Source organism: Anabaena azotica SJ-1 (assembly GCF_047275885.1).
Taxonomy (GTDB): Bacteria; Cyanobacteriota; Cyanobacteriia; order Cyanobacteriales; family Nostocaceae; genus Trichormus_B; species Trichormus_B azotica_A.
In genome coordinates, this window is the sequence record NZ_CP178454.1 from 3,982,923 (window position 1) to 4,003,429 (window position 20,507).

The 20,507-nt window shown below is 36.1% G+C and carries 21 protein-coding genes; 7 read left to right on the forward strand and 14 right to left on the reverse strand.

The annotated features are described in order from the left end of the window. Positions 1-53 precede the first annotated feature (53 nt). From ACLLO5_RS17470 to ACLLO5_RS17500, 7 genes are all read left to right on the forward strand, one after another. On the forward strand, positions 54-749 hold the full coding sequence (locus tag ACLLO5_RS17470; RefSeq protein ID WP_413171751.1) for a hypothetical protein: 696 nt from the start codon (positions 54-56) through the stop codon (positions 747-749). Between the two features lie 46 nt (positions 750-795). After that, complete coding sequence (locus tag ACLLO5_RS17475) at positions 796-1,263, forward strand: hypothetical protein (protein WP_413171752.1); 468 nt, start codon at positions 796-798, stop codon at positions 1,261-1,263. Between the two features lie 27 nt (positions 1,264-1,290). Further along, positions 1,291-1,665: a hypothetical protein gene (locus tag ACLLO5_RS17480; RefSeq protein WP_413171753.1), complete on the forward strand. Its 375-nt coding sequence runs from the start codon at positions 1,291-1,293 to the stop codon at positions 1,663-1,665. A 169-nt stretch (positions 1,666-1,834) separates the two neighbouring features. Continuing rightward, positions 1,835-2,071: a hypothetical protein gene (locus ACLLO5_RS17485; protein ID WP_413171754.1), complete on the forward strand. Its 237-nt coding sequence runs from the start codon at positions 1,835-1,837 to the stop codon at positions 2,069-2,071. A gap of 196 nt (positions 2,072-2,267) precedes the next feature. After that, positions 2,268-2,903 (forward strand): Uma2 family endonuclease, encoded by a 636-nt coding sequence (locus ACLLO5_RS17490; RefSeq protein ID WP_413171755.1) that lies wholly within the window; start codon positions 2,268-2,270, stop codon positions 2,901-2,903. Between the two features lie 100 nt (positions 2,904-3,003). After that, positions 3,004-3,264, forward strand: a complete 261-nt coding sequence (locus ACLLO5_RS17495) for a hypothetical protein (RefSeq protein ID WP_413171756.1) — start codon at positions 3,004-3,006, stop codon at positions 3,262-3,264. Positions 3,265-3,383: 119 nt separating this feature from the next. Further along, entirely contained in the window at positions 3,384-3,842 is a 459-nt protein-coding gene (locus ACLLO5_RS17500; protein ID WP_413171757.1) for a YbhB/YbcL family Raf kinase inhibitor-like protein, read from the forward strand. Positions 3,843-4,932: 1,090 nt separating this feature from the next. Here ACLLO5_RS17500 and ACLLO5_RS17505 read toward each other — a convergent pair. The 14 genes from ACLLO5_RS17505 to ACLLO5_RS17570 all read right to left on the reverse strand — a co-directional run bounded on the left by ACLLO5_RS17505 (position 4,933) and on the right by ACLLO5_RS17570 (position 20,271). Further along, positions 4,933-6,459 carry a polysaccharide biosynthesis C-terminal domain-containing protein gene (locus ACLLO5_RS17505; protein WP_413171758.1) on the reverse strand — a complete coding sequence of 509 codons (1,527 nt, stop codon included), beginning with the start codon at positions 6,457-6,459 and terminating at the stop codon, positions 4,933-4,935. Positions 6,460-6,533: 74 nt separating this feature from the next. Then, positions 6,534-7,199, reverse strand: coding sequence for a class I SAM-dependent methyltransferase (locus tag ACLLO5_RS17510; RefSeq protein WP_413171759.1), 666 nt, complete (start codon positions 7,197-7,199; stop codon positions 6,534-6,536). Between the two features lie 11 nt (positions 7,200-7,210). After that, entirely contained in the window at positions 7,211-8,335 is a 1,125-nt protein-coding gene (locus tag ACLLO5_RS17515; RefSeq protein ID WP_413171760.1) for a glycosyltransferase family 4 protein, read from the reverse strand. A 105-nt stretch (positions 8,336-8,440) separates the two neighbouring features. Further along, a complete protein-coding gene (locus tag ACLLO5_RS17520; protein WP_413171761.1) occupies positions 8,441-8,671 on the reverse strand; it encodes a hypothetical protein in 231 nt (76 codons plus the stop codon). After that, entirely contained in the window at positions 8,668-9,843 is a 1,176-nt protein-coding gene (locus tag ACLLO5_RS17525; protein WP_413171762.1) for a glycosyltransferase family 4 protein, read from the reverse strand. The genes ACLLO5_RS17520 and ACLLO5_RS17525 overlap by 4 nt, the downstream gene beginning before the upstream one ends. Positions 9,844-9,845: 2 nt before the next feature. Beyond that, a complete protein-coding gene (locus ACLLO5_RS17530; RefSeq protein WP_413171763.1) occupies positions 9,846-10,628 on the reverse strand; it encodes an FkbM family methyltransferase in 783 nt (260 codons plus the stop codon). A gap of 165 nt (positions 10,629-10,793) precedes the next feature. After that, a complete protein-coding gene (locus ACLLO5_RS17535; RefSeq protein WP_413171764.1) occupies positions 10,794-11,921 on the reverse strand; it encodes a glycosyltransferase family 4 protein in 1,128 nt (375 codons plus the stop codon). Continuing rightward, positions 11,921-13,285 (reverse strand): hypothetical protein, encoded by a 1,365-nt coding sequence (locus ACLLO5_RS17540; protein ID WP_413171765.1) that lies wholly within the window; start codon positions 13,283-13,285, stop codon positions 11,921-11,923. Before ACLLO5_RS17540 ends, ACLLO5_RS17535 begins: the two co-directional genes overlap by 1 nt. A gap of 12 nt (positions 13,286-13,297) precedes the next feature. Next, a complete protein-coding gene (locus ACLLO5_RS17545) occupies positions 13,298-14,233 on the reverse strand; it encodes a glycosyltransferase family 2 protein (protein WP_413171766.1) in 936 nt (311 codons plus the stop codon). A 97-nt stretch (positions 14,234-14,330) separates the two neighbouring features. Then, positions 14,331-15,083 (reverse strand): FkbM family methyltransferase, encoded by a 753-nt coding sequence (locus tag ACLLO5_RS17550; protein ID WP_413171767.1) that lies wholly within the window; start codon positions 15,081-15,083, stop codon positions 14,331-14,333. 246 nt (positions 15,084-15,329) lie between these two features. After that, the gene (locus tag ACLLO5_RS17555; RefSeq protein ID WP_413171768.1) at positions 15,330-16,454 is read right to left on the reverse strand and encodes a glycosyltransferase family 4 protein; all 1,125 of its coding nucleotides are present in this window, start codon (positions 16,452-16,454) and stop codon (positions 15,330-15,332) included. Next, on the reverse strand, positions 16,451-17,662 hold the full coding sequence (locus tag ACLLO5_RS17560) for a glycosyltransferase (protein WP_413171769.1): 1,212 nt from the start codon (positions 17,660-17,662) through the stop codon (positions 16,451-16,453). The genes ACLLO5_RS17555 and ACLLO5_RS17560 overlap by 4 nt, the downstream gene beginning before the upstream one ends. A 270-nt stretch (positions 17,663-17,932) precedes the next feature. Then, positions 17,933-19,513 carry a cyanoexosortase A system-associated protein gene (locus ACLLO5_RS17565; RefSeq protein WP_413171770.1) on the reverse strand — a complete coding sequence of 527 codons (1,581 nt, stop codon included), beginning with the start codon at positions 19,511-19,513 and terminating at the stop codon, positions 17,933-17,935. 14 nt (positions 19,514-19,527) lie between these two features. Continuing rightward, entirely contained in the window at positions 19,528-20,271 is a 744-nt protein-coding gene (locus ACLLO5_RS17570; RefSeq protein WP_413171771.1) for an HpsJ family protein, read from the reverse strand. Positions 20,272-20,507: the final 236 nt, after the last annotated feature.

A 20,507-nucleotide genomic window follows, 5' to 3' on the forward strand; every position in this document is an offset into this window, starting at 1 on the left:
ATTAACAATATCTAAACTAAATAAAGATTTTTATTATTTTTCAGCTATATATTTTGCATCCACAACAGATTAAGGAAAAACTCAAATCATTAATTGAGGAAGCATCAACCATAGATCGTAGTTTAGCAATTAAGTTACAGCAGATTAACAACTGGATTAAAGACTTAAAACCAGGTAAGCTGATTTCTAAACGTTTTGTTATTTTATTTCTCCTCGAAATTATCAGAGATGCAGATGCTTGGATAAAATTTCAATCTTTAGGTTCTGACGTAGAAAAACAATCTGCTTTGAATGCACTACCACCGACGCTGAAGTATTGGTATGGTGATTTATTTCCCCGGTGGTTGAGTAAAGAAGACAAAAGATTTTATATTTGGAGAAAAGAGTTAATGGCGGGAAATTTTCATCAGGAAGACGCACCGCTCATAGACGCTATCTCTACAATTATTAATCAAGATGGTGGTACAGTTGTCAAAAGATATATTGCTGACTTGTCAATGGCGACTGATATAATTGTTAGTGGTAGTCAAAATAAACCGCTTTGTGTACAACTTACTAGCCTAGCTGAAGAATTTTTAATAGATAAAGTTACTGATTGGAAAGATAGACTAATTTTCTGGGAAATAGAAAGAGGTTTATTTTTAATTTACAACCCTAAAAATCAGGATTTTGTTAATCAGATAGTGAATACAGCATTAGATAATAGTGATAATCTAAATTCTGGTAGTTATCAGCAATTGATTTTATAGTTTTATATTTTTGAACTTGATATATTTTTACCAGAGGTAATTAATTATGGTAGCCGAAAAATTATCTAACCATCAACAAAGATTAGCAAGTTTTTTAGAATCTGTAAAAGCTGCACAGCAATTACAAGATGATATTATGAAATATGGGTTAGATGCTGCCTATTTATATTGTGATGATGTTGATGGTGATTGGTTAGAAACTTGGGGTGATGATGACGATGAACCGGGTTATATTGAGAAAATTACCACTTTCTTAGAAAGTGATGATGTGGTTGCGGCGAAGGTGAGGGAACATTTACAGGATAAATCTCTTGATGAAATTATTGGTGGTTTAGAATATTGTTTGAGTCAATTAACGGAGAAGGATCGAATTTTTGCAGCTAAGGATTTTTTAGTTGGTGATGTTTTGGTTTCTGGAAGTAGTCGCGCTTCTGGTAATAGTGATATTGATGAGGTTGAGTTGTTGGAATTAGCAGAAGATTTGATGGAGAAGTTGACGGATATTTTAGGGTAATTATTATTTAATAAAAGGGCAATAAATATGGATAAGGGATTTGGAAATAAAAAAGATTACAACAATACACAAAATAAAAATTCACAATTTTATTTTTTTCTAAAAGAAGCATTACAAACAAGTTATAAAAATATTAAAAATACAGAGAAAGTTTACAAATTTTTAGCAGGAAAGTTGGAAATTATAAATGATGAATTTCTTGATTGGTATTCTGTATGGCTGTCAAAACAATTATCTCAACCTATTTCTAAAGAAGTATTAATATTATCTGTAAAAGTATCATTATTTAGTGAAATAATAAACCAATTTTATTTAGGAAATAAAGAAATAAACCTAGAAATAGCAATTATTGGCTGGGAAATGAATGCAGATTTTATAAAGAGTATAAACAAAAGTGCTTGAGCAGAAATACAAGCGAATCTTAGTGTTGTTTATGTTGATAGAATAAGGGAGGATAAAGCAGAAAATTTAGAAAAAGCAATATTAGCTTGTAATCAAGCCTAAGGGTGAAAAGAAAGATAATTTAGAAGAGGCAATTTATAATTTTAAATCAGCATTACCTGTTCATACGTTGCTAGAATATCCTATTAACTGGGCAAAGTTACAACTGAACTTAGGAGATGCTTATCTTAACAGAATTAAAGGAAATCAAGCAGAAAACTTACATGCAGAATCTTGTTTATATAATCCTTTGGAATCTCAGTTAAAATTGGGTGATGGTAGTATTACTTTAGGTCAATTAATGTCTCCTGGTTGGCGTTTAACCAATCTTTTAGAAGTCTCTCTTTCTTACAATAATATGATTTAGTATAAACACAAGTTCGCAATTAAACATTATTAAAACTTCAGCTATAGCTTTCGGTAAAGTTTTTGCTGAATGTTCATAAGTCAAAATTAAAAATAGACAACCTTATGCTATCAACTCCCTTTGATAAATCCTTTTTTCTAATGGAAATTGATTATAGTGATATAATAGAATAATTAAAACTGCGAGATGAATTTATATGGTAATTCTAGCACCTAATCACACCAATAGCGTCACCCTCCATAATATTTCTTGGAATACTTTTGAACGAATTTTATTAGAAACAGGTGATGATCGCCATCACAGATTTACTTATAATCAGGGAATCTTAGAAATCATGACTCCATTAATGCCCCATGAACATAATAACCGTTTGTTACAAAACCTAATTATTGTTTTAGTTGAAGAGTTAAATCTCAATGTCAAAAGCACTGGTTCATTGACTTGTAAAAGAGAAGATTTATCTAGAGGTGTAGAACCTGATTCTAGTTTCTATATACAAAATGAACCTATCATGAGAAATAAAACCAGTTTAAATTTAACTCAAGATCCTCCACCTGATTTAGTAATAGAAGTTGATTATGCTAGTTCTTCTATTGATAAATTACCGATTTATTTAGCTTTAGGTGTTCCTGAAGTTTGGCGTTATGATGAACCTGTGATGCAAATTTATAGTTTATCTGAGGATAAATATATTCCTTGCAATGGTTCACCAACCTTTGCGAATTTACCTTTAAATACAGAAGTTCCTCAGTTTTTAGGTTCTAGTTTACAAGTGGGTGAGGTGGCAATGATTAGGAATTTTCGGAGTTGGTTAAAAACACAAATTTCCTGATTAACTTAATGAAAAGAACAATCTTCATTACTCAAGGGTTACAATAATATGGTTTAATGCTAGAATGACGATTTTGTAATTAAACAGAACTTGAAATCTTATGGATATTTCACCTAATCAATCATCAACTCAATTTTTAACCCTAGACGAATCTGCTCAAGTTGATGCAGCTTTATTATCTTCTCCTGAGAAGTTTTTAACAAGGTTGACAATTTCCTCCTTACGGATTTTACAACATATTGCCAAGGAATATGATGTACCGATTGAGGAATTGACAGCGAAGCAAATCATTAATTGGTTTGAGATTGATGCGAAAATCAGGAGAGAAAAAGGAGTTGAAGAAGCATTTTTGAAGTGGTAGGGGATAATTCATAGGGGGACATTATCTTGATATGTATAACTAAAAGGTGAGTTTTTATAACTTACACTTTGCTATTTTGGGGTTAATTATAATTTCCATCCTCTAAGACAGGAAAAACTATGAAATTAACCAGCAGTGCTTTTGTAGATAATGGTTTAATTCCTGCAAAATATACCTGTGATGGTGCAGATATTTCCCCACCTTTAACTTGGCATGAAATTCCATCGGAAACGCAAAGTTTAGTATTGATTGTTGATGATCCAGATGCACCAGGAATGACTTTTGTGCATTGGGTTGTTTATGATATTCCCCCTACAGTTAAGCAACTACCAGAAAAAATAATTGGTAGTAAAAATATTCCTAGTGGTGGTGTACAGGGAAAAAATGATTTTGGTAATTTGGGTTATGGTGGTCCTTGTCCCCCTAGTGGAAGCCATCGCTATTTTTTCCAACTTTATGCTTTAGATCAAAAATTGAGTTTAGCAACTGGTGCTAGTAAAAGCCAAATTATAAGAGAAATAGAAGGCCATGTTTTGGGAAAAGCAGAATTAATTGGCCGCTACCAACGCCAGCATTAAATCATAAATAGGGCTTGCAAAATACAAAAATCCCTCCATAGTTTCTACATACTATAGAGGGATAATTTGAAGTCATTAATGCCTCTTTTGGGGAGAGGGGTGTTTAGCAGAAAAATTAGATAAATAGGTAGGCTGCAATTTGGTGACGAAGTAGTTAGATAATTTTTTATCTAGTATTACGTCTCATTATTGAAGATATAATTTATTTCTCTCATACCTCATCTATCTGGAGGAATAGTCTGAATATACCTTTGGACGTATTGACTTTTTTCAACAAAAACAATATGATGTTTCGCTTTTGTTAAAGATTAATCTTGTTCAATGTCCAAAACCAGATACAGAAAATGTCTATAGCATCGCAGCTATAAAGAGTACAGCGTGAAGTACCTACACTGTATACGAAGTATACAGTGTAGGCTTCCTGTCTCATTTACCACTGCTCTGTTAGGAACATTGATGAACAATGTGCGTTACCAAAAACGCTCCGAGTCTGATGTAGCATCTCTGGGGTTTCCCCCTTTATCTGGACAAGCCAGAACCCAGGCAGCCACCCGCCTTCCGCAGGTAGTTTAATTGTTAATCCGAGAATCTACGTGGAGTGTGCCTATGCGTTCCAGTGGCAAATTCTCTTCCCCCTTACTCACGCTAGTTACCTCCGCAAGCGTCGTACCGCTACTTCATTTTGTTTACAGCCGTGTGAGTGGGTCAATGACCATTTATATATTAACATATAAAGACATACATTGTACGTCTTTACATGAAAACTGGAAGATTAAATTTAAGGCTTTCTGAGAACAGATTGAATAAGCTACGACTTTATGCACAAAGCAAGGAAAAGACGGTTACTCAACTTATTGAAGACTGGATCGATAGGCTGCCAAGCCAAAAAACTGGTGAGGCAGTTCGAGTCTTGGCGGTTTCCGTCGAGTCGAAACTGCCGAACCCGAAGGGCGATTCCTCTTCGACCCCACTCCCTAATCAACCTAACGGTTGATAATGGTCGGAGGTCAACTCGTCATCGCCCAAAAATTCATCTCATCGCCTCCCGTTTCGGGTAGGCGAGAGGCTTCTTTTTGATCAAGCTAAAAATTTACTTGCGATGAAAGATTGAAAACAGTATACGTAACCTATTGATCCACTGCTGACGCTCAGATTTATTCAATACTAATAACCACGCTATAACCAAGTAGATTAGTGCTGTCAAACCCATTTCTGTAGCTAATCCTAACCAGTTCCAAGGAGTGTGGCTTTTAGCAATCCACCAAACTGCTAAACCGTAAGGAATTCCAATTGCTAAGGGTTGAGCGACTGCTAAAAAAAGCTGTTTCAATGATGTACCAAATACTTCTCGCAGTAATAGAGGCAATTGCCATAAACTAACGGTTGTAAATGCAATAAAAGTACCTAACAGCGGACCAATAATACCAAAAAAGTGAGTGCAGATCAGGCTGGATAAAAAATTAATTCCAGATGCCAGCATTGTAGGCCGAACTAATTTAGGTTGCTTGCCAGTACCACCAAAACACCATCCCCAAAGCGATAAAAGCCCTTGTAAGAATCCATTACAGGCTGCGAGTAGGGTGAGTCCATCACCACCAAAACGATCTTCTCCTACCCACAATGTAATAAAATGATGGTTATAAGATGCGATCGCAACCATAAAAGTTACTCCCATCACTGCTACCAACCGCGTCAGTTCAATGAGACGAGCATTAAATCTTTCTGTTTCTCCTTTAGCATAGAGGTCAGCAAGAGCCGCCCAAGTAGCATTACCAATTCCTTGTATTTGTGCCTGTGCCAATGTCGCTAAACGTTGTGTGACAAAAAACGGTACAACTGTAGCGGGACTGAGACTATAAGAAATAATAATATTATCGGTAAACAAACCTAAGCGACCTGAAAGATTGAGAGTAAATGTTGACCAATTGAGTTGCCAAAGTTCTTTCTCTATGGGAATTTGGGCTTGATGATCTTTCATCGCTGAAAAAACATCTGGATAACGACGCAACCCATCCCAACACATCAAAACTTGAAACCCAATATTGCCAACAAGTACAGCTACGAATTGTCCAGTAATACCAAACCCCTTCCATGCCAGCAAAAGAGCTAACCCAGTGATTAACAAGCTTTGAAACATGATAAAAACGTTGGCAAAATAGCTGCGTTGGCTGGCATCTGCCAAAAGTCGGAAAGGGGTTAATGGCAACAACAAAACAGCCAGGAATCCTAACCAGTAACCTTTTTGTAGTTCACTGACCAAAACTCCTTGAACTGGTACAAGATGAGTAATGAACAAACCTAACCCAACTCCAGCCAATACCATCACAATCATGATTTTTAGGTAGGCTTTAATACCTGTTGCCAGGGTGAGGCGGATTTGCTGATGTTCTCCAATTCCCACTGTTTTTGCTAACAGTGCCAATAATGAACCACTAATACCCAACTCTAAAAGATTGAGATAATTTCCCCAATCATTAGCAGCGCGAAATGCGCCATAGCGTTCATCACCTAGCCAATGCAGCAGCAATGGTGTACTAAATATACCTATGCTCAGAGTCATTACCTGTAACATAAGTCCAGAGCCAAAGTTAACTACTGAGCGTCCAGTTCGTTGCATATTATTTGTATTCAATCCATTGGATTTATGCGGTAGTTAATAGAATTTTTTGTAAATATCATATATACTTCTTATTAAGTAAGGGGAGATTTATGAGCTATTACAACTATATTATCGGCATAATCAAGACCCAAAATACGAGTAATTATATATTTATTTAGTAATTCTAAACCTCGCTTGATCCAGGGTCTATGTTCTGCTTCAAAAACCACTCTATATCCTTCTACTTGTAAACCCATAGAAGTTAAGTAAGCCCATAAATCAGGTAAATTATAACAATGCAAATGCGTCATATCTGAAATTAATGGACTTCTCACGCACCTGCCATTAGGAGTCTGAATAATCAACACACCATCAGGCGCTAATAAATTGATCAGTTTATGAATCAGAGCTAAACCTTCTGATAGTTGTAAATGTTCAATCACATCTAGACATAAAATAGCTGCATATTGATGATTAATTTGATCTAAATTTGTATAATGATATTGGAATTCCTCTCCTATATCCTGTGTATGATATTGTCCTGAATAACCTGCTTTTTGAAATTTTCGCATGATACTGAGATCACCGGCACCTACATCAAGCAGAGTATCTTGATTTTTAACTAGATTAAAAAAAACTTGCTCAACTTCACATAATTCCAATGAAACCCACCATCTCAGCACAGAAAATTTTGGATTTCCTGATTTTAATAACTCTTTTCTTTTCCAATAATTCAAATAAACTAGATTTTCTTGCATAAGAATAATATTTACAGAATTTTTTGATAAACACTTTTTGTTTGTCGAGTAGTTACTTGCCAATTAAAGTTACGACCACGTTTTTTTGCTTTATTTACTAAATCATAGTAATAGGATTCATCGCTTTTTAGTTGCTGTAATAAATTAACTAATTCTCTAGTTTTAGAAAGTGAAAAAGTTTCTCCACCATCACCTAAAACCTCTGGTAAACAAGTGCTTCTAGCTGCTAAAACTGGACATCCAACAGCCATTGCTTCACATAATTGTAAACCAAAACCCTCGTATTCACTAGGATAAACAAAACAAAACGCCTCAGCATAAAGTGCTGGTAAGTCTGCATCATCTACCCAACCTAATAAACGCAAAGGATTTGTAACACCTAATGATTTTCCTAATTCCACAAGTGTATCACGCTGTTCGTCTTTACCACCAGCAATCACCAATTCTACACCATTTAAATTAGCTTCTGCAAAAGCTTGAATTAAAAATGGAATATTTTTGCGTTTTTCCCAACCACCAATATAGAAAATATAAGGAAGTTGCAGTTGATATTTACTTCTCACCTGCAAGCGTTCTGCTTGAGTTACTTCATTATGAAACCTTGTATCAGCAGCTTCATAGATTACTGTAATCTTATCTTCGGGAATATGTAAAAATTTGATTATATCTTGTTTTGAATATTGGCTAACAGTAATAAGATGATCCGCTCTATTTCTAGCAATCCAATGATAAGCTTGATTTTGGATATTAGCCAAACTAAAATTTTGATGCCAACGTATATTTTGAGAATAATAAACTTGGTCTATGGCATCATGTAAAGTCAGGATGCGAGGACATGGGCTAGACCAGGGAAGACCAAAATTCATAGGACAGTGTAAGATATCTATTTGATCTTTTTCACATTGTTTTGGCAACCAATACTGTTCCCATAAAATATAGCGCATAGGGGGAGAAATACGGACTTGATAACTATCTTTTTCTAATCTTTTTAAATGACTTTCATGTAATGGACTATCAGAATAAAGAAAAAGCTTTATACCCAAAGATGATAACTCCGCCAGAAGATTAACAGTATAACGATTCCATCCTCTGAGTGTAGGAGAGTTTAAGAGTCTAGCGTTAAAGGCAATTTTCATAAAACAAAATTCTGTCTTACTTATTTTACTTAATTTTTAATGAACAAAGATAAATCGACCAAAGCCTCTTGATGAGCTTTCATACCAGCTTTTAGCTTTGAATACTCAGGTTGAAACTTCCCGTTTATAACCGTACCAAAAACAATAGCCAATAGCCATAGGCGGTGGATAAATTATCATCTCACCTAGAGATAATAAATCCTGATTAGCTTTACCTAATATAGTTAGCTTTTGATAGTTTTCTCTTTGCTGATTAATAAATGCTTTCACTAATGTATTATCGCCAATATTTCCCGTATGCAAACTACCAGCTATTACCGCATGAAGATTTTTCATCTTAGCATCTCATTATAAATATGCTCAATTTGTGCTATCGTCACCTGCGGATTACAATATTTTTCGATTAAATATCTAGCCTTTAGTCTACTTTTTTGTCGTAAATTTGGATTATTTAATAATTCTACAGTCCTGTCAATCAAACCTTGATCATCTTCACTAATACCTGCATGAATACCATCTTCCGCCGGAATACCTTCAACACCATCAGATGTAGTAACAACGGGTGTACCTAAAGCAAAAGCTTCCATTACTTTTACTTTCATCCCACTTCCTGAAATAGGTGCATATAGCATGACATCCATATTTGCAAAATAGGGTAAAGTATCTGGTACATCCTGATGAATTTCCAAGTCTTCTATATCAGTAAATTTCGCCAGTGCGTTTTTAGCATATCGCCCTACAATTTGCAGTTTAGCATCTGGAATACGGCGTTTAATTTCTGGCCATAGCCTAGTTAACAGTCTTTCTGCTGCGGTATAGGATGGTGTCCAATTAAAGCTACCAATTAGCCCTACTATTGGTTGTGGATTGATATGCTTGTGTTTATCAAATGGATAAAATGAAAAATCTATTCCCAAGGGAACTGTATAAATTTCAGCTTCAGGATTAATGGTTTGAATATGTTGGGTGAGACGTTCTGACAATGTAATGATTCTCGGAAAAGTCTTTAATAGTTTCTGTTCAGCGCGATATGTAAAAAACTTGATTAATTTCATTTGTAAAGATGGTTGATTTTCAAATGTCCCATCTAAAGAAAATAAGTAATGAATAGAAATGACTGCTCGTTCTTTATGTGTAATTCCTAACCAACCACTCCAAATGACTTCACAATGCAGAATATCATAAGGCTTGGCAAGTTCTGCGGCTAAATCTTTTCGTAATTCTGAACTAAATATATAGGAATAAGGACGTTTTAAAGTTTCAATTTTAGAGATAATTCCTGGTAGCCGCTTGGGAATCAGATAGCAGCGTAAATCATAATCCGGTTTGGGAAAAAGATGATTAACTTTGTCAATTTCTTCTAACTGGTTACAAACAACAAATACAGTCAAATTATGACCTCGTGCTACTAAACCCTTTACTAAAACATAAAACCATCTGGCCGCAGCATCTCCCATGGGTAACGGTGGTACGGGAATTAACAAAATAATACGCAATTTTTCTTTCATTTTTAAGATAATGGTTTAAAAATAAAATTATTTATATAAGTCTGCTGGGATTTATCTTCTAAAAAATGATTTTGTTTGGCTATAATTTGAGGATAAAAATCAGCTAGTTTCATTAAACAACCTTTGTAGATAAATTCGCCTTCATATCCAAATTTATATATTTGCTCAAATACATCTGTGATCGATTTACCATCCAAATGCCTATTTTCAACTTCTATCAGCAGAATTGGCTTTTCTCGCAAAATAGTTTGACTAGCACCTGCAATGACTTGAGATTCATAACCTTCAACATCTATTTTAATAAAACCAACATCTTGAAATTGATAATCATCTAGCTTATGAACTGGAACTTCAATGGTCTTTTGTTCACCTTCTAATTTTCTAAAACTACTTAATCCAGTATTTAAATTTCCCAAGCCTGTGACTAATTGTGAATAATCACCTTCACTGACAGGAATATGTAAATTTAATGAGCCATTAAAATTTGCTAAACCCACGTTATAAACGTTAATATTAGCTGGGAATAATTTACTATATGCTAGTATATTTTCTGTACACCAAGATTGAGGTTCAAAAACTTCAACTACATTACATAAATGAGAAAGGGCATAAGTATAAATTCCAGAATTTGCACCTATATCAATTGCCCGATTGCGAGTAATTCCTAACTGGTGAAGATAAAAAATTTCTGGTTCGAGCCTGTTTCTAATTTTCTGATAGTGATACTTAACTGGAAGACGTAAAGATTTGGGGCATAAATTTAACAAGGTTTTTTCTAATTTCATTTTTTTATCAATTGCTCCCTCATTTTAATTGCTATGATATAGCGATTCTTAGTGGAGTGAGATACAAGAACCCCACCCCCAACCCCCTCCCCGCAAGCGATGAGGGGACTATAATGTATCTCATTCAAGTGCATACTGCTATAGTTTCAAGATTATTGGGGTAGTTCATGATATAATTTGCCAAATAGATTTAGACATATCATCCCAAGTATAACCTCTTAATTCCTGTGCAATAGAAGATACTAGACTAGTGTAATATTTTTTATTTTTACTCCACTTTTGCAATCGCGTTGCCAAATCAACAGCGTCATCAGGATGAGGAATTAATAAGTCTTGTAACTGCGGGGGATAGCGTTCTGCTACTCCGGCATTAGCATTGACTATAGCTGGTAAACCACAGCACAAGGCTTCATGAACTCCCAGACCATAAGCTTCGTAACGAGTGGGAGCAACTAGGCAATCAGCAGCTTGTAACAAGTTGGGAACATCAGAACGAAATCCCAAAAAATGAATATTAGAAATACCAGCATCAGTGGCGCGACGCTGCCATAAAGGTAATTCTGCTCCAACACCAATTACTACCAAATCTGCATCCCAATCGGGAGATTTACATAACTGTTGCCAAGCAGTAAACAGTGTATCAAATCCTTTACGGCGATCGCTCAAAGCACCAATAAATATTACCACTGTCTTATCTTCTGCCCATCCTAGCTGCTGACGTAGTGCGGCTCTTTGGGCTGGTGTTGCTGGGTAAAATATGTGCGGATTAATGCCATAGTAAACTGTGTGCAGCTTGTGTTCAGAAATGGACAACTTATCCATTAAATCCTGTTTAGTACGGTTTGAATTAACAATTATTACCCGTGCAGATTTTAATGCTTGTTTTTCCTGATCTAAAAACAGCCGCCGAGACACAAATCCTTTCCACTGATGCAACAACCCAGTTTGATGATTAGGTTCGTAAGCTGCATGAACATAATGTACCCAATTCACATCAGTCCATTGGCAATTACCACCATTGACTAAGACCCTAGCACTCTCCAAAGCCAAATGCTTTGCCCAAATGCGCCCTGTTCTATTCAGTAAAGGACTACTGAGGAGATAAGAATTCCCTATTTTCGGCACTTGATGGAATTGAACATGGGGATATGCTAACAACTCATTGGCTACCCGATGGGCTACTAAATGTACCTGTTCCCCTTGTCTAGCCAAATAGTCAGCTAGAGCAAAATTGGCTCTATCCATCCCACCTGTTTTGACAAAATCACCTGTTACTAGCAAATAAGATTTCATCACACATCTAAGGGTTTTTGATCCAAAATATGATTAGCAGCTACAAACAGTGCTGTATTCAGTAACCAGAACTCCATCCCACCCTGACTCATAAAAATAGGGTAGTTGAAAGTGATTGCCAACACCCCAATGTCATAAGCAAAAACCAAGGCACCCCACAGGGCAAAATCTCCCAATTGACGATTGATAGCAATATTCCAGGCCGTTTGACACGCCCAGTAAAGGGTAAAAACGTAAGCCAATATCAGTGGTACTCCTCCATCCAGCAACCATGCTGTCCATTGGATTTCTACATAAATCGGTTGGGATACTAAATCCGTGTTGTCGCCAAAATACTTATTAATCATCCCCCAACGCCCCAAACCTGCACCCAAAGGATATTTAGGCAGTAACTTATCAATAGTATTTTGTAAAAAATACCCGCGATTTTGTTGGTAAATTTCTTGAGGAGAAGAACTAAATAAGCTAGAGATACGTTTTAGGGTTGACTGTCCACCAATAGCGATCGCCCAAAAAAATGTACCGGTAAATAAACCTGTTACACCTGTTAGCATAGTTGTTGCACGGGCAATTTGTCCTGTTCTCAGCAAGACAATTGCCAAAAACACCATAGCAATTGTAGCCAACACTAATACAGAACGGATTTGAGTCAGGTAAATACAAAATAAACCAAGACCACCGCTAGCAACACCAGCCATCCTTAAAATCGGATTTTTGTGTTTGAGAGCAATAACAACACCAAATAAAAGAGCATAGAAACCTGCATTAGCTGCACCACCTGGTACATCGGTTAACCCCATCGGTCTATACGCTTCTTGTCCGTTAGCCAAGGTAATTAATAAATTCTCTCCACCAAAGGGATTGTTTTTAATAACTGTAGATAGAGATAGCTGAAATTTACCGGGATAGTATACTTGTAACACTCCAACAACTGCGCTTAAGGTATTAATGCCCCACATCAGAAACATTAAACTTTCAAAAGCAGTAGGTGTAATTTTTAAACCTCTGACCCAAAAAAGAGGACTGAGAATAGCAAGATACATAGCTCCTTGAGCTACTCCAGCTGTTACTGAATTTATATAAGGATTGAGACAAAACTGTAACAGCATAATTGCCAGTATTATCATTGCTGGCATAGTGGCTGGATGCTTCTTTCTTTCAGCCGTAGGTAGCCACACCAATAAAAACAAACCAACAGCAAAAGCAGCAATCCGTATTGGCGCTCGTAAAAAACCGATTCCTGGAATTAAGAGTAATATTTGCAGAGCAAACTGTACCACAATAAAGGTGTGCGCCCACGTCCAGTGTAGTTTTGCGATCATCGGAGATGAAACGGGTAAATTCTGATTTGTTTTCAAAGCCATATATCCATCTGATTACGTAAAGTCATTGACTTTCTGAGGTACAACAGGCATAGGTTGATTACGAAGTTGTTTGAATAACTTCAAAGTCTGGTTTTTTATAGGACAGCGATTGGATAACGCAAAAGGTACAAGATTAGTCAAATTGCTAATTATCCAAAATACCCCAGCCCAATCGTGTTGTCTTCTTTCATCTTGCATCCGTAAAAAGGTAATAATAGTAGCTATTAATGCCGGGAAAACCGCCAACCAAGGATATCGCAAGAATGCTGTCAGCATGGCATTACGCGCCCACAAACGCCTAATTCTCTGCCAATTTCGCCCTCTATCATCAGCATAATGTATAACTTTTAATTCAGGATCATAAATAACTTTATATCCTGCATCTAATAGCCGCAGAGTCAATTCTACTTCCTCATAGTAATAATTGAATTCTTCAATCAAGCCAGTTTTTAGTTTTAATAAAGCTTCTCTACGCAGCAGACAGCCATAAAAAGCTGGTGTCACAATATAAGATAAATAATCCACATTTGCTGGCTGAAATGCTTGAGATGTTCCGTCAGCAAATATTTGATGAAAAGCAATTGCACCTACATCAGAATGAGCTTCGGCAAGAGTAACAGCTCGTGTAATTGTGGAAGGATCTCTAATTTCCGTATCATCATCAAAAATAATAATGAACTCACCTTGGCTTATTTCCAGACAGCGGTTGCGAATGAAACAAGCTCCTCTGCTAATATTACTGCGGAATATTTTGATATCGGGTTCGATTATATTGATAGCTATATCCGAACCATCATCACCAATAATTATTTCTATGTTTTTATAATCTTGTTGGTGAATTGAATCTATCAAGCTGTGTAAACAATCAGCACGATTTTTAGTAGCAATTACTATTGTTACTAGAGAGTTTTCTTTATTTGGGCTTTGTTCTTTATCGTCTATTTTCATTAGTGAACTCATCTAAGAAATATTAGGTATTAAAACTATATGTGAATTTAACATGGTGATATTGAATCACCAATAAGTATCAACTCTAACTAACGCGCTATAAGAAAGGCGGTAACTTATTTTTGATGTCAGAACTGATGAATATTGCATCTCCGTAACCAAGAGTACCATCTGACAAGCGAGTAAGATTATAGACTCCATATAAGATGTAATTATATTCTTGCAGCAATTTATTTATTTCATGAAAATTGGCTTGGTGGTCATACAATTGTCCAAAAAAGATCTCTAGATAAATTAGAGATATTTCCTGCTTTTTTAATAAACCAACTGCGCCCTGTAATGCTAGTAATTCCGAACCTTGTATATCCATTTTTAGGATATCAATTTCCTTTATTTTTTCTCTCTCACAAAATTCATCTAGAGTAATACTCTCAACCTTAGTATATTCTACTGAATCACTTAAAGAAAGCATATATCTGTCTGACTGTGAATCAATAGCTGATAATGAATTTAACTGGCTATCTTTGTATACAAAAAACTGTTGATGACCTGTGAGATTGCTAACAGATAATTGCTGTGGTTTTACCAATTCGTCGCTTTTGAATGTTTGGCAGAGAACATCAAATGTTTCTTGTGTAGGTTCAAAAGAGTATATGGTCGCATTTGGGAACAACTGTTTATACTTAGCTGTCGTCTGACCAATATTAGCTCCACAATCGAAAATACACTTTACATGCTGCTGTTGTAGGAGTTTTTTTTGGTCTTGAAAAGCATCAACGAAGTAACGGGAACGTCTTCTGAGTTCATAATCGAAAAATGCCAGAACCTGTTTAATAATTTCTCTAAACATATCCTTATTTATTTTTTTCCTACACACAAAATATTGGCACTAAATACACGCTCACGAAACCTCAGACTTTTCGGCTAGTCCCAAGATGTAAAAAGTAGACGACCGGAATTAGTGTAATCTATTTTAAGAGTATTTGTTGGCATTAGTTAGTAAAATTTTAATCGGCTACTAACCTCCTGGCTGAGTTAACTTCTCCAATTCTCGCACCCAGGCTTTGTAGCGCCCGGTTTTTCTCATCCGATAAAATCAAGCCACAGTCGGCTGTTCCACAACTTGAGAAAGGAGATGATAAAGTCGATTGATTTGCCTTTCTGGATGACAAAGATACTCAGCCCGGGCTTTTCCTCCAGATGCAAGAGAGGCTCTTTCATCCGGATTAGAAATCAGCATTCCTAAAGCCTTGCTCAAAGCATCAATATCATTAGCTGCCACTAAACGTCCACAAGAGTCATCGACAATTTCCATTGCTCCGCCTATAGCTGTTGTTACCACTGGCAAACCTGCATAAAGAGCTTCTATAAACGCAATACCAAACGGTTCAGCCCCGGTATTAGGTTGACAATGAATGTCCGCAGCAGCTAACAAGTATGGTACATCAGTCCGTTGTCCTAGAAATAATACGCGATCGCTAATGCCAAGTGTTTGTGCTTGCACCTCCAGTTCTTGCAAATATTCTGCCTCATGAGGACGTTGTACTCCTCCAGCTATCCAACATATCCAACCAGGTATGTCACGTAACTGAGCCAAGGCTGAAATTAACATACTTTGACCCTTCCAGCGTTCTAGACGAGATGCTTGGACAATAACTACTGCATGATCAGGGGTGCTAAGTTCAGCCCTCACCGTAGAACGAATGGCAGCACGATTACCAGTATTTGGAGAAGCTACAGGTAAATAAAGAGTATCGCTGTCGGTTTGATAGAGTTTTGGTACAGATGCTTGGGTGTAATGACTATTAGCAATTACCAAATCTGGTGGTACTAACTTGGCCAAACGTTCCAAGGGATGTTTACCATTCAGCACATCATGACACCAAAAGACCAATGGTAAATTGTTAGCTCTGACAGTTGACCCAAAAACCGCTTGCGGCCAGCAAGAATGACAAATCGCTAGATCAAATTTCTCTCGTCTCAATAGTTGGTGGAGTTGTTGTCTAGCTTTCCACACTGTCCAAGGACGACTTATCCGCACTTTACCTAATAGATGTAAAGGTGCATCTAAGCTTTGTAGTTGATGTGATAAACTTCCCTCAAAGCATAAACCAAAATGATGCTGCATCTGTGGACATAAACCCTGTGCTTTTGCCAGTGTCACCAGCAGCGTTTCTATTCCACCAAACAAATTTCCTGCATAAATGTGCAGCACCTTCATAACAAATCCACTGGTTTTGGGATAACCGTATAGTTGCGCTCTTGATTTAAAACAGTTTCATAAAATTTAAAACTGCGTTGTGCCATAGTTTTGTGGTTAAAATACTCGGCTCGTTTGCGGCTTGCTTTAACGAGTCTATTTCTGAGTCCAGGTTCAGACAGTATACGTTGTGCAGCTTCAGCAAAAGCCACTGAATCATTAATTGGTACAGTTAGACCTTCCTGTTCATGTCTGCTCACCCAAGGCACACCACTACAGAGAATATTGGCATTAATTACTGGACAACCACTAGCCATTGCTTCTACTTGGACTAAACCAAAGCCCTCACTGCGGACATTAGAAGGAAACCAAAGACTAGTTGCAGCATGATAAGCACCGACTAGTTCATCTTCATTCACACGACCTAACCAGACTATTCGGTTTTCTACTCCTAACTTCTTCGCTAGAGTTTTTAGTTCTTGTTCTAGAGGTCCAACACCAATTATCACGAGTGTTCCAGGAACCAGACGTAATGCTTCAATTGCTATATGGAATGCTTTGTAGTAGACTAATCTACCAACAGCAAGCCAGATTGGCCCTTTATATTTCTCTTTCAAACTATGACTGAAAGCAACGGCTTTGTGATTAGGTTGACTGTAGTTAGAGGCATCTAACCCAAGAGGCAAATAACTTAATTTATCATGGTAAAAATGTAAAAATTTTGAACCTTGAATGTATGGTGAACTGGTTGTTAAAATTTGTGAACTTTTACTATAAACTAGATGTTCAAATGGACGTAATCCATACTTCAATATTTTTTGTTTAATCACGTCGCTATGGTGCGTAATTACTAAAGGTAAGCGATGGCGTAGTATTGTCAAAGCCATCAGCATTGTGGGATTAGGTGTATGCAGATGCAGTAGGGTATTTGGTTCTTTAACAAGTTGACATAATTTTGTAGGAAGTTCTGGGCAAATATCAAATCTTGCTAATGATAAAAGCCGACCCATACGTATTACACTGACATCACCATCTTTTTCTTCGATAGTTTGGGTTCTTTTAGATAATTGTCCTTTTTGATCAAAGGCATTAACACACACTACATGAACTGCTGCACCCATAGCAGCTTGACTTTGAGCTAGAGTTTGTACATGAGTTTCTATTCCACCACGGTCTGGAGGATAATATTTAGACAAATGAATAATCCGATAATTTGGTGTTTTCGGCATAGTTTTTCAGATTAATAGCAAACGCCTGGTTATTCAACGAAACATGATCATGACTGAACTCTAACCAAGTCTAAATCAACGGATTTATACTCTTTTGTATTTGTTTAAAAACAGACACTAATTAAAAAATTGCTTTTTGAAAAGTATATTTTCAAGTTTCTACTTTTATAGATTACCCACTTACCGCCTTGAAACTGACCATTCTGATCATTAATAAATTTGAAAAAGCAAATATGAATTTATTAGGAGTAAATGATACAAATATCATACTTAATATTTGGTCAGAAACAAAGACTGCCATGTAGCATAATTATCATTCCAGATAGATTCTAACACTGTATAAATTTCATGCGCCACATATCCATCCAAAGGAATAGATAATTGTGTCCATATACAGCGGTCATCTCTGATCAGGTTTTGTCCTGCAATCCAAGGTAGGAAACGATTCGAGATAATATCGTATTTATACCGATTTTTCATAAATTGAGATGAAGTCACGGTACTACCTCCCCGAGGATTAATACAGGCTGTTAGATAAGCTTGCTTGCTATCGTTATAGAGTGTATAGTAACCAACTTCTTTTAACTGTTTGATATTGTTTTGACTATCCTTAAGCAAGTTCTGACTTAGGTGGTACACAAAGGGGTTAGACTGACCCCTCGTATTCACCACATAACGCATCTGCACTGCCAATTTATGACCGTTTTTGAAATAGCTATAGTCTTTTCCAGATTCCACTATTTCCAACTTATCAGTGGTGGGATTTTTATATTTGTACTTACTTAGAGACTTGACTTTGACCTGTTGCCAACTATTCATAGCTATAGTATCGGGAAAAATACCAGCACTTATGGGTTTTTTGCTGGCTATTAAATAGAAAGCTGTGAGGATAATTCCTAGCCAGGTAGCAATTAGCAGCAAGCGTCTCTTGGGATCTATAATTTCTATAGTTGGTTTAGGGTTAGCTGATGGAGATAAAAATTCCACTGGTAGAATCCAATTACATAAGGCTGCATAAGTAATAGTTGCGATCGCCATAAAAATTGTTCCCCCACTGTGGCTGTGCCAATAGTCAAAAAGGCTACGATTGTTAACTAGCAGAGCTAACAAAGCAACGCGAATACAACCAACTAGAAATCCCGTTGCGAAGGCAGATATAACTAATCCCCACTTTTGTTGCCAAGATAAGGGAAAAACCACTACTATAATCAACAAAGTTAGTTGTAGCAGCCATACGATTAATAGCCCTCCAGTACAGTAATATAGGACATCTACAGATCCAGTAGGCAATTTGACAAAAGTTCCAGAATGGGTAGCACCAAATCCTAAATAATGCAGTAAGAAAGCCGAAATAGCAGCAGTTACTTCACTAAAATGTAAGCGAGAATTAAAAATTTCATTGATAAATTCAAAGGGAAAAAGCATTAGGAGCAATAATAAAAATAAGCGCCAATAATGCCTTAATCCTGTAAAGCCAAAAGATAGTAAACCTACACCTAAACCAGCAACAATTGGACCAATTCTAAATAACATCATATCCAAATGCCACAGATTTATAGGTCTAAGTATGACTATAAATAGCAATCCTACACCCAAAAAACTAGAGAGCCAACTGGGATTATTCTTTGCTTGCCGATACTGCCACAATAAATATAGAATCCCCCCCCAATAAACGGCATAAAATGTAATTTTTTCACCTTCTATTTGATGGTTTTTAATGATATTTAGATGCAAAACTGCCAAAGTTGTAAAAATAACTAGCAAATAAAATTTATGAACCAACAGTAAAGATTGGAATTGGCTCAAAAATCCTTTGATAGTTGCGTTCAGTTTTTGACTACTGGTAAACATTTTAAGTCCTATTACTATCCAGGATTTTTATCTATAATGCGTATCCAACGAGTCATATTCCAAATAGTAATTAAGCAAACACCTGAGATTACTGTTCCTAAATTTATTCTCACAGCATTTTTCATTAAACTTTTTACCTGTGCTTGCTTGGCAGCATTGGCAGTGTTGATAGAATTTTGAGCCAATTTTTGAATGTGTTGAGATAATTTATTCTTCAAGTCTTGGGTTGATTGACTAGAAATATTGTCATTGGGAAGATTTAAAATTCTGGCTAAGTTATTTAGGTCTTGGATGGAATCAGTGGATTTTAGCTTTTTATTTACCTGTTCCAATTGTTCTTGTTGCTGTCCCTGTTGGTTGAGAAATTGATTATTGATATTCTTATATATGGTCAGACTGTTATTAATTCCCAAAGGCAACATCAATAAATAAAAAATTCCGATTCCTAAACCTATCCACGATAAAAATTTTAATATGGAAATCTGTTCAGATTTAATAATGCTGCCTTTGTTGTATAAAAATACAAATATTAATCCCAGCAAAATAGACCATACATGATCCACCATTTGTCCCATTGCTTGAAATTCCCAATTGGGATTGGTTAACTGTGGGGGTATCAGGATTGCAGCGTAATCAATCAGAGAAAAGACTAGGAGACTATAGCCAAGCAAGCGTAACAAAGCAAAAGATAAATTTTCAGTAAAGTTTGTTATCTCTATTGGCTGTTTTGGAAAATTTTTTTGTTTTTGTGTTGTCATTTGCTGTCTTGTGTATTTTTTATGATTTTAGATACAATTTTTAATGTTAAAAACAATACTGTACTATTAAGTACATAGCATAGATTATTTTTACTCACAAGTATAACAGTTTTACTCAGGTTTTTGTCGCCAGAAAAGTTATTTTCTAACAAATTTTGGCTATTTTTAAGAGTAAATATACGTAACTTGCCTTTTTTCCAGGTTAAAATATACTGTTTTAGTTATGTATATATATA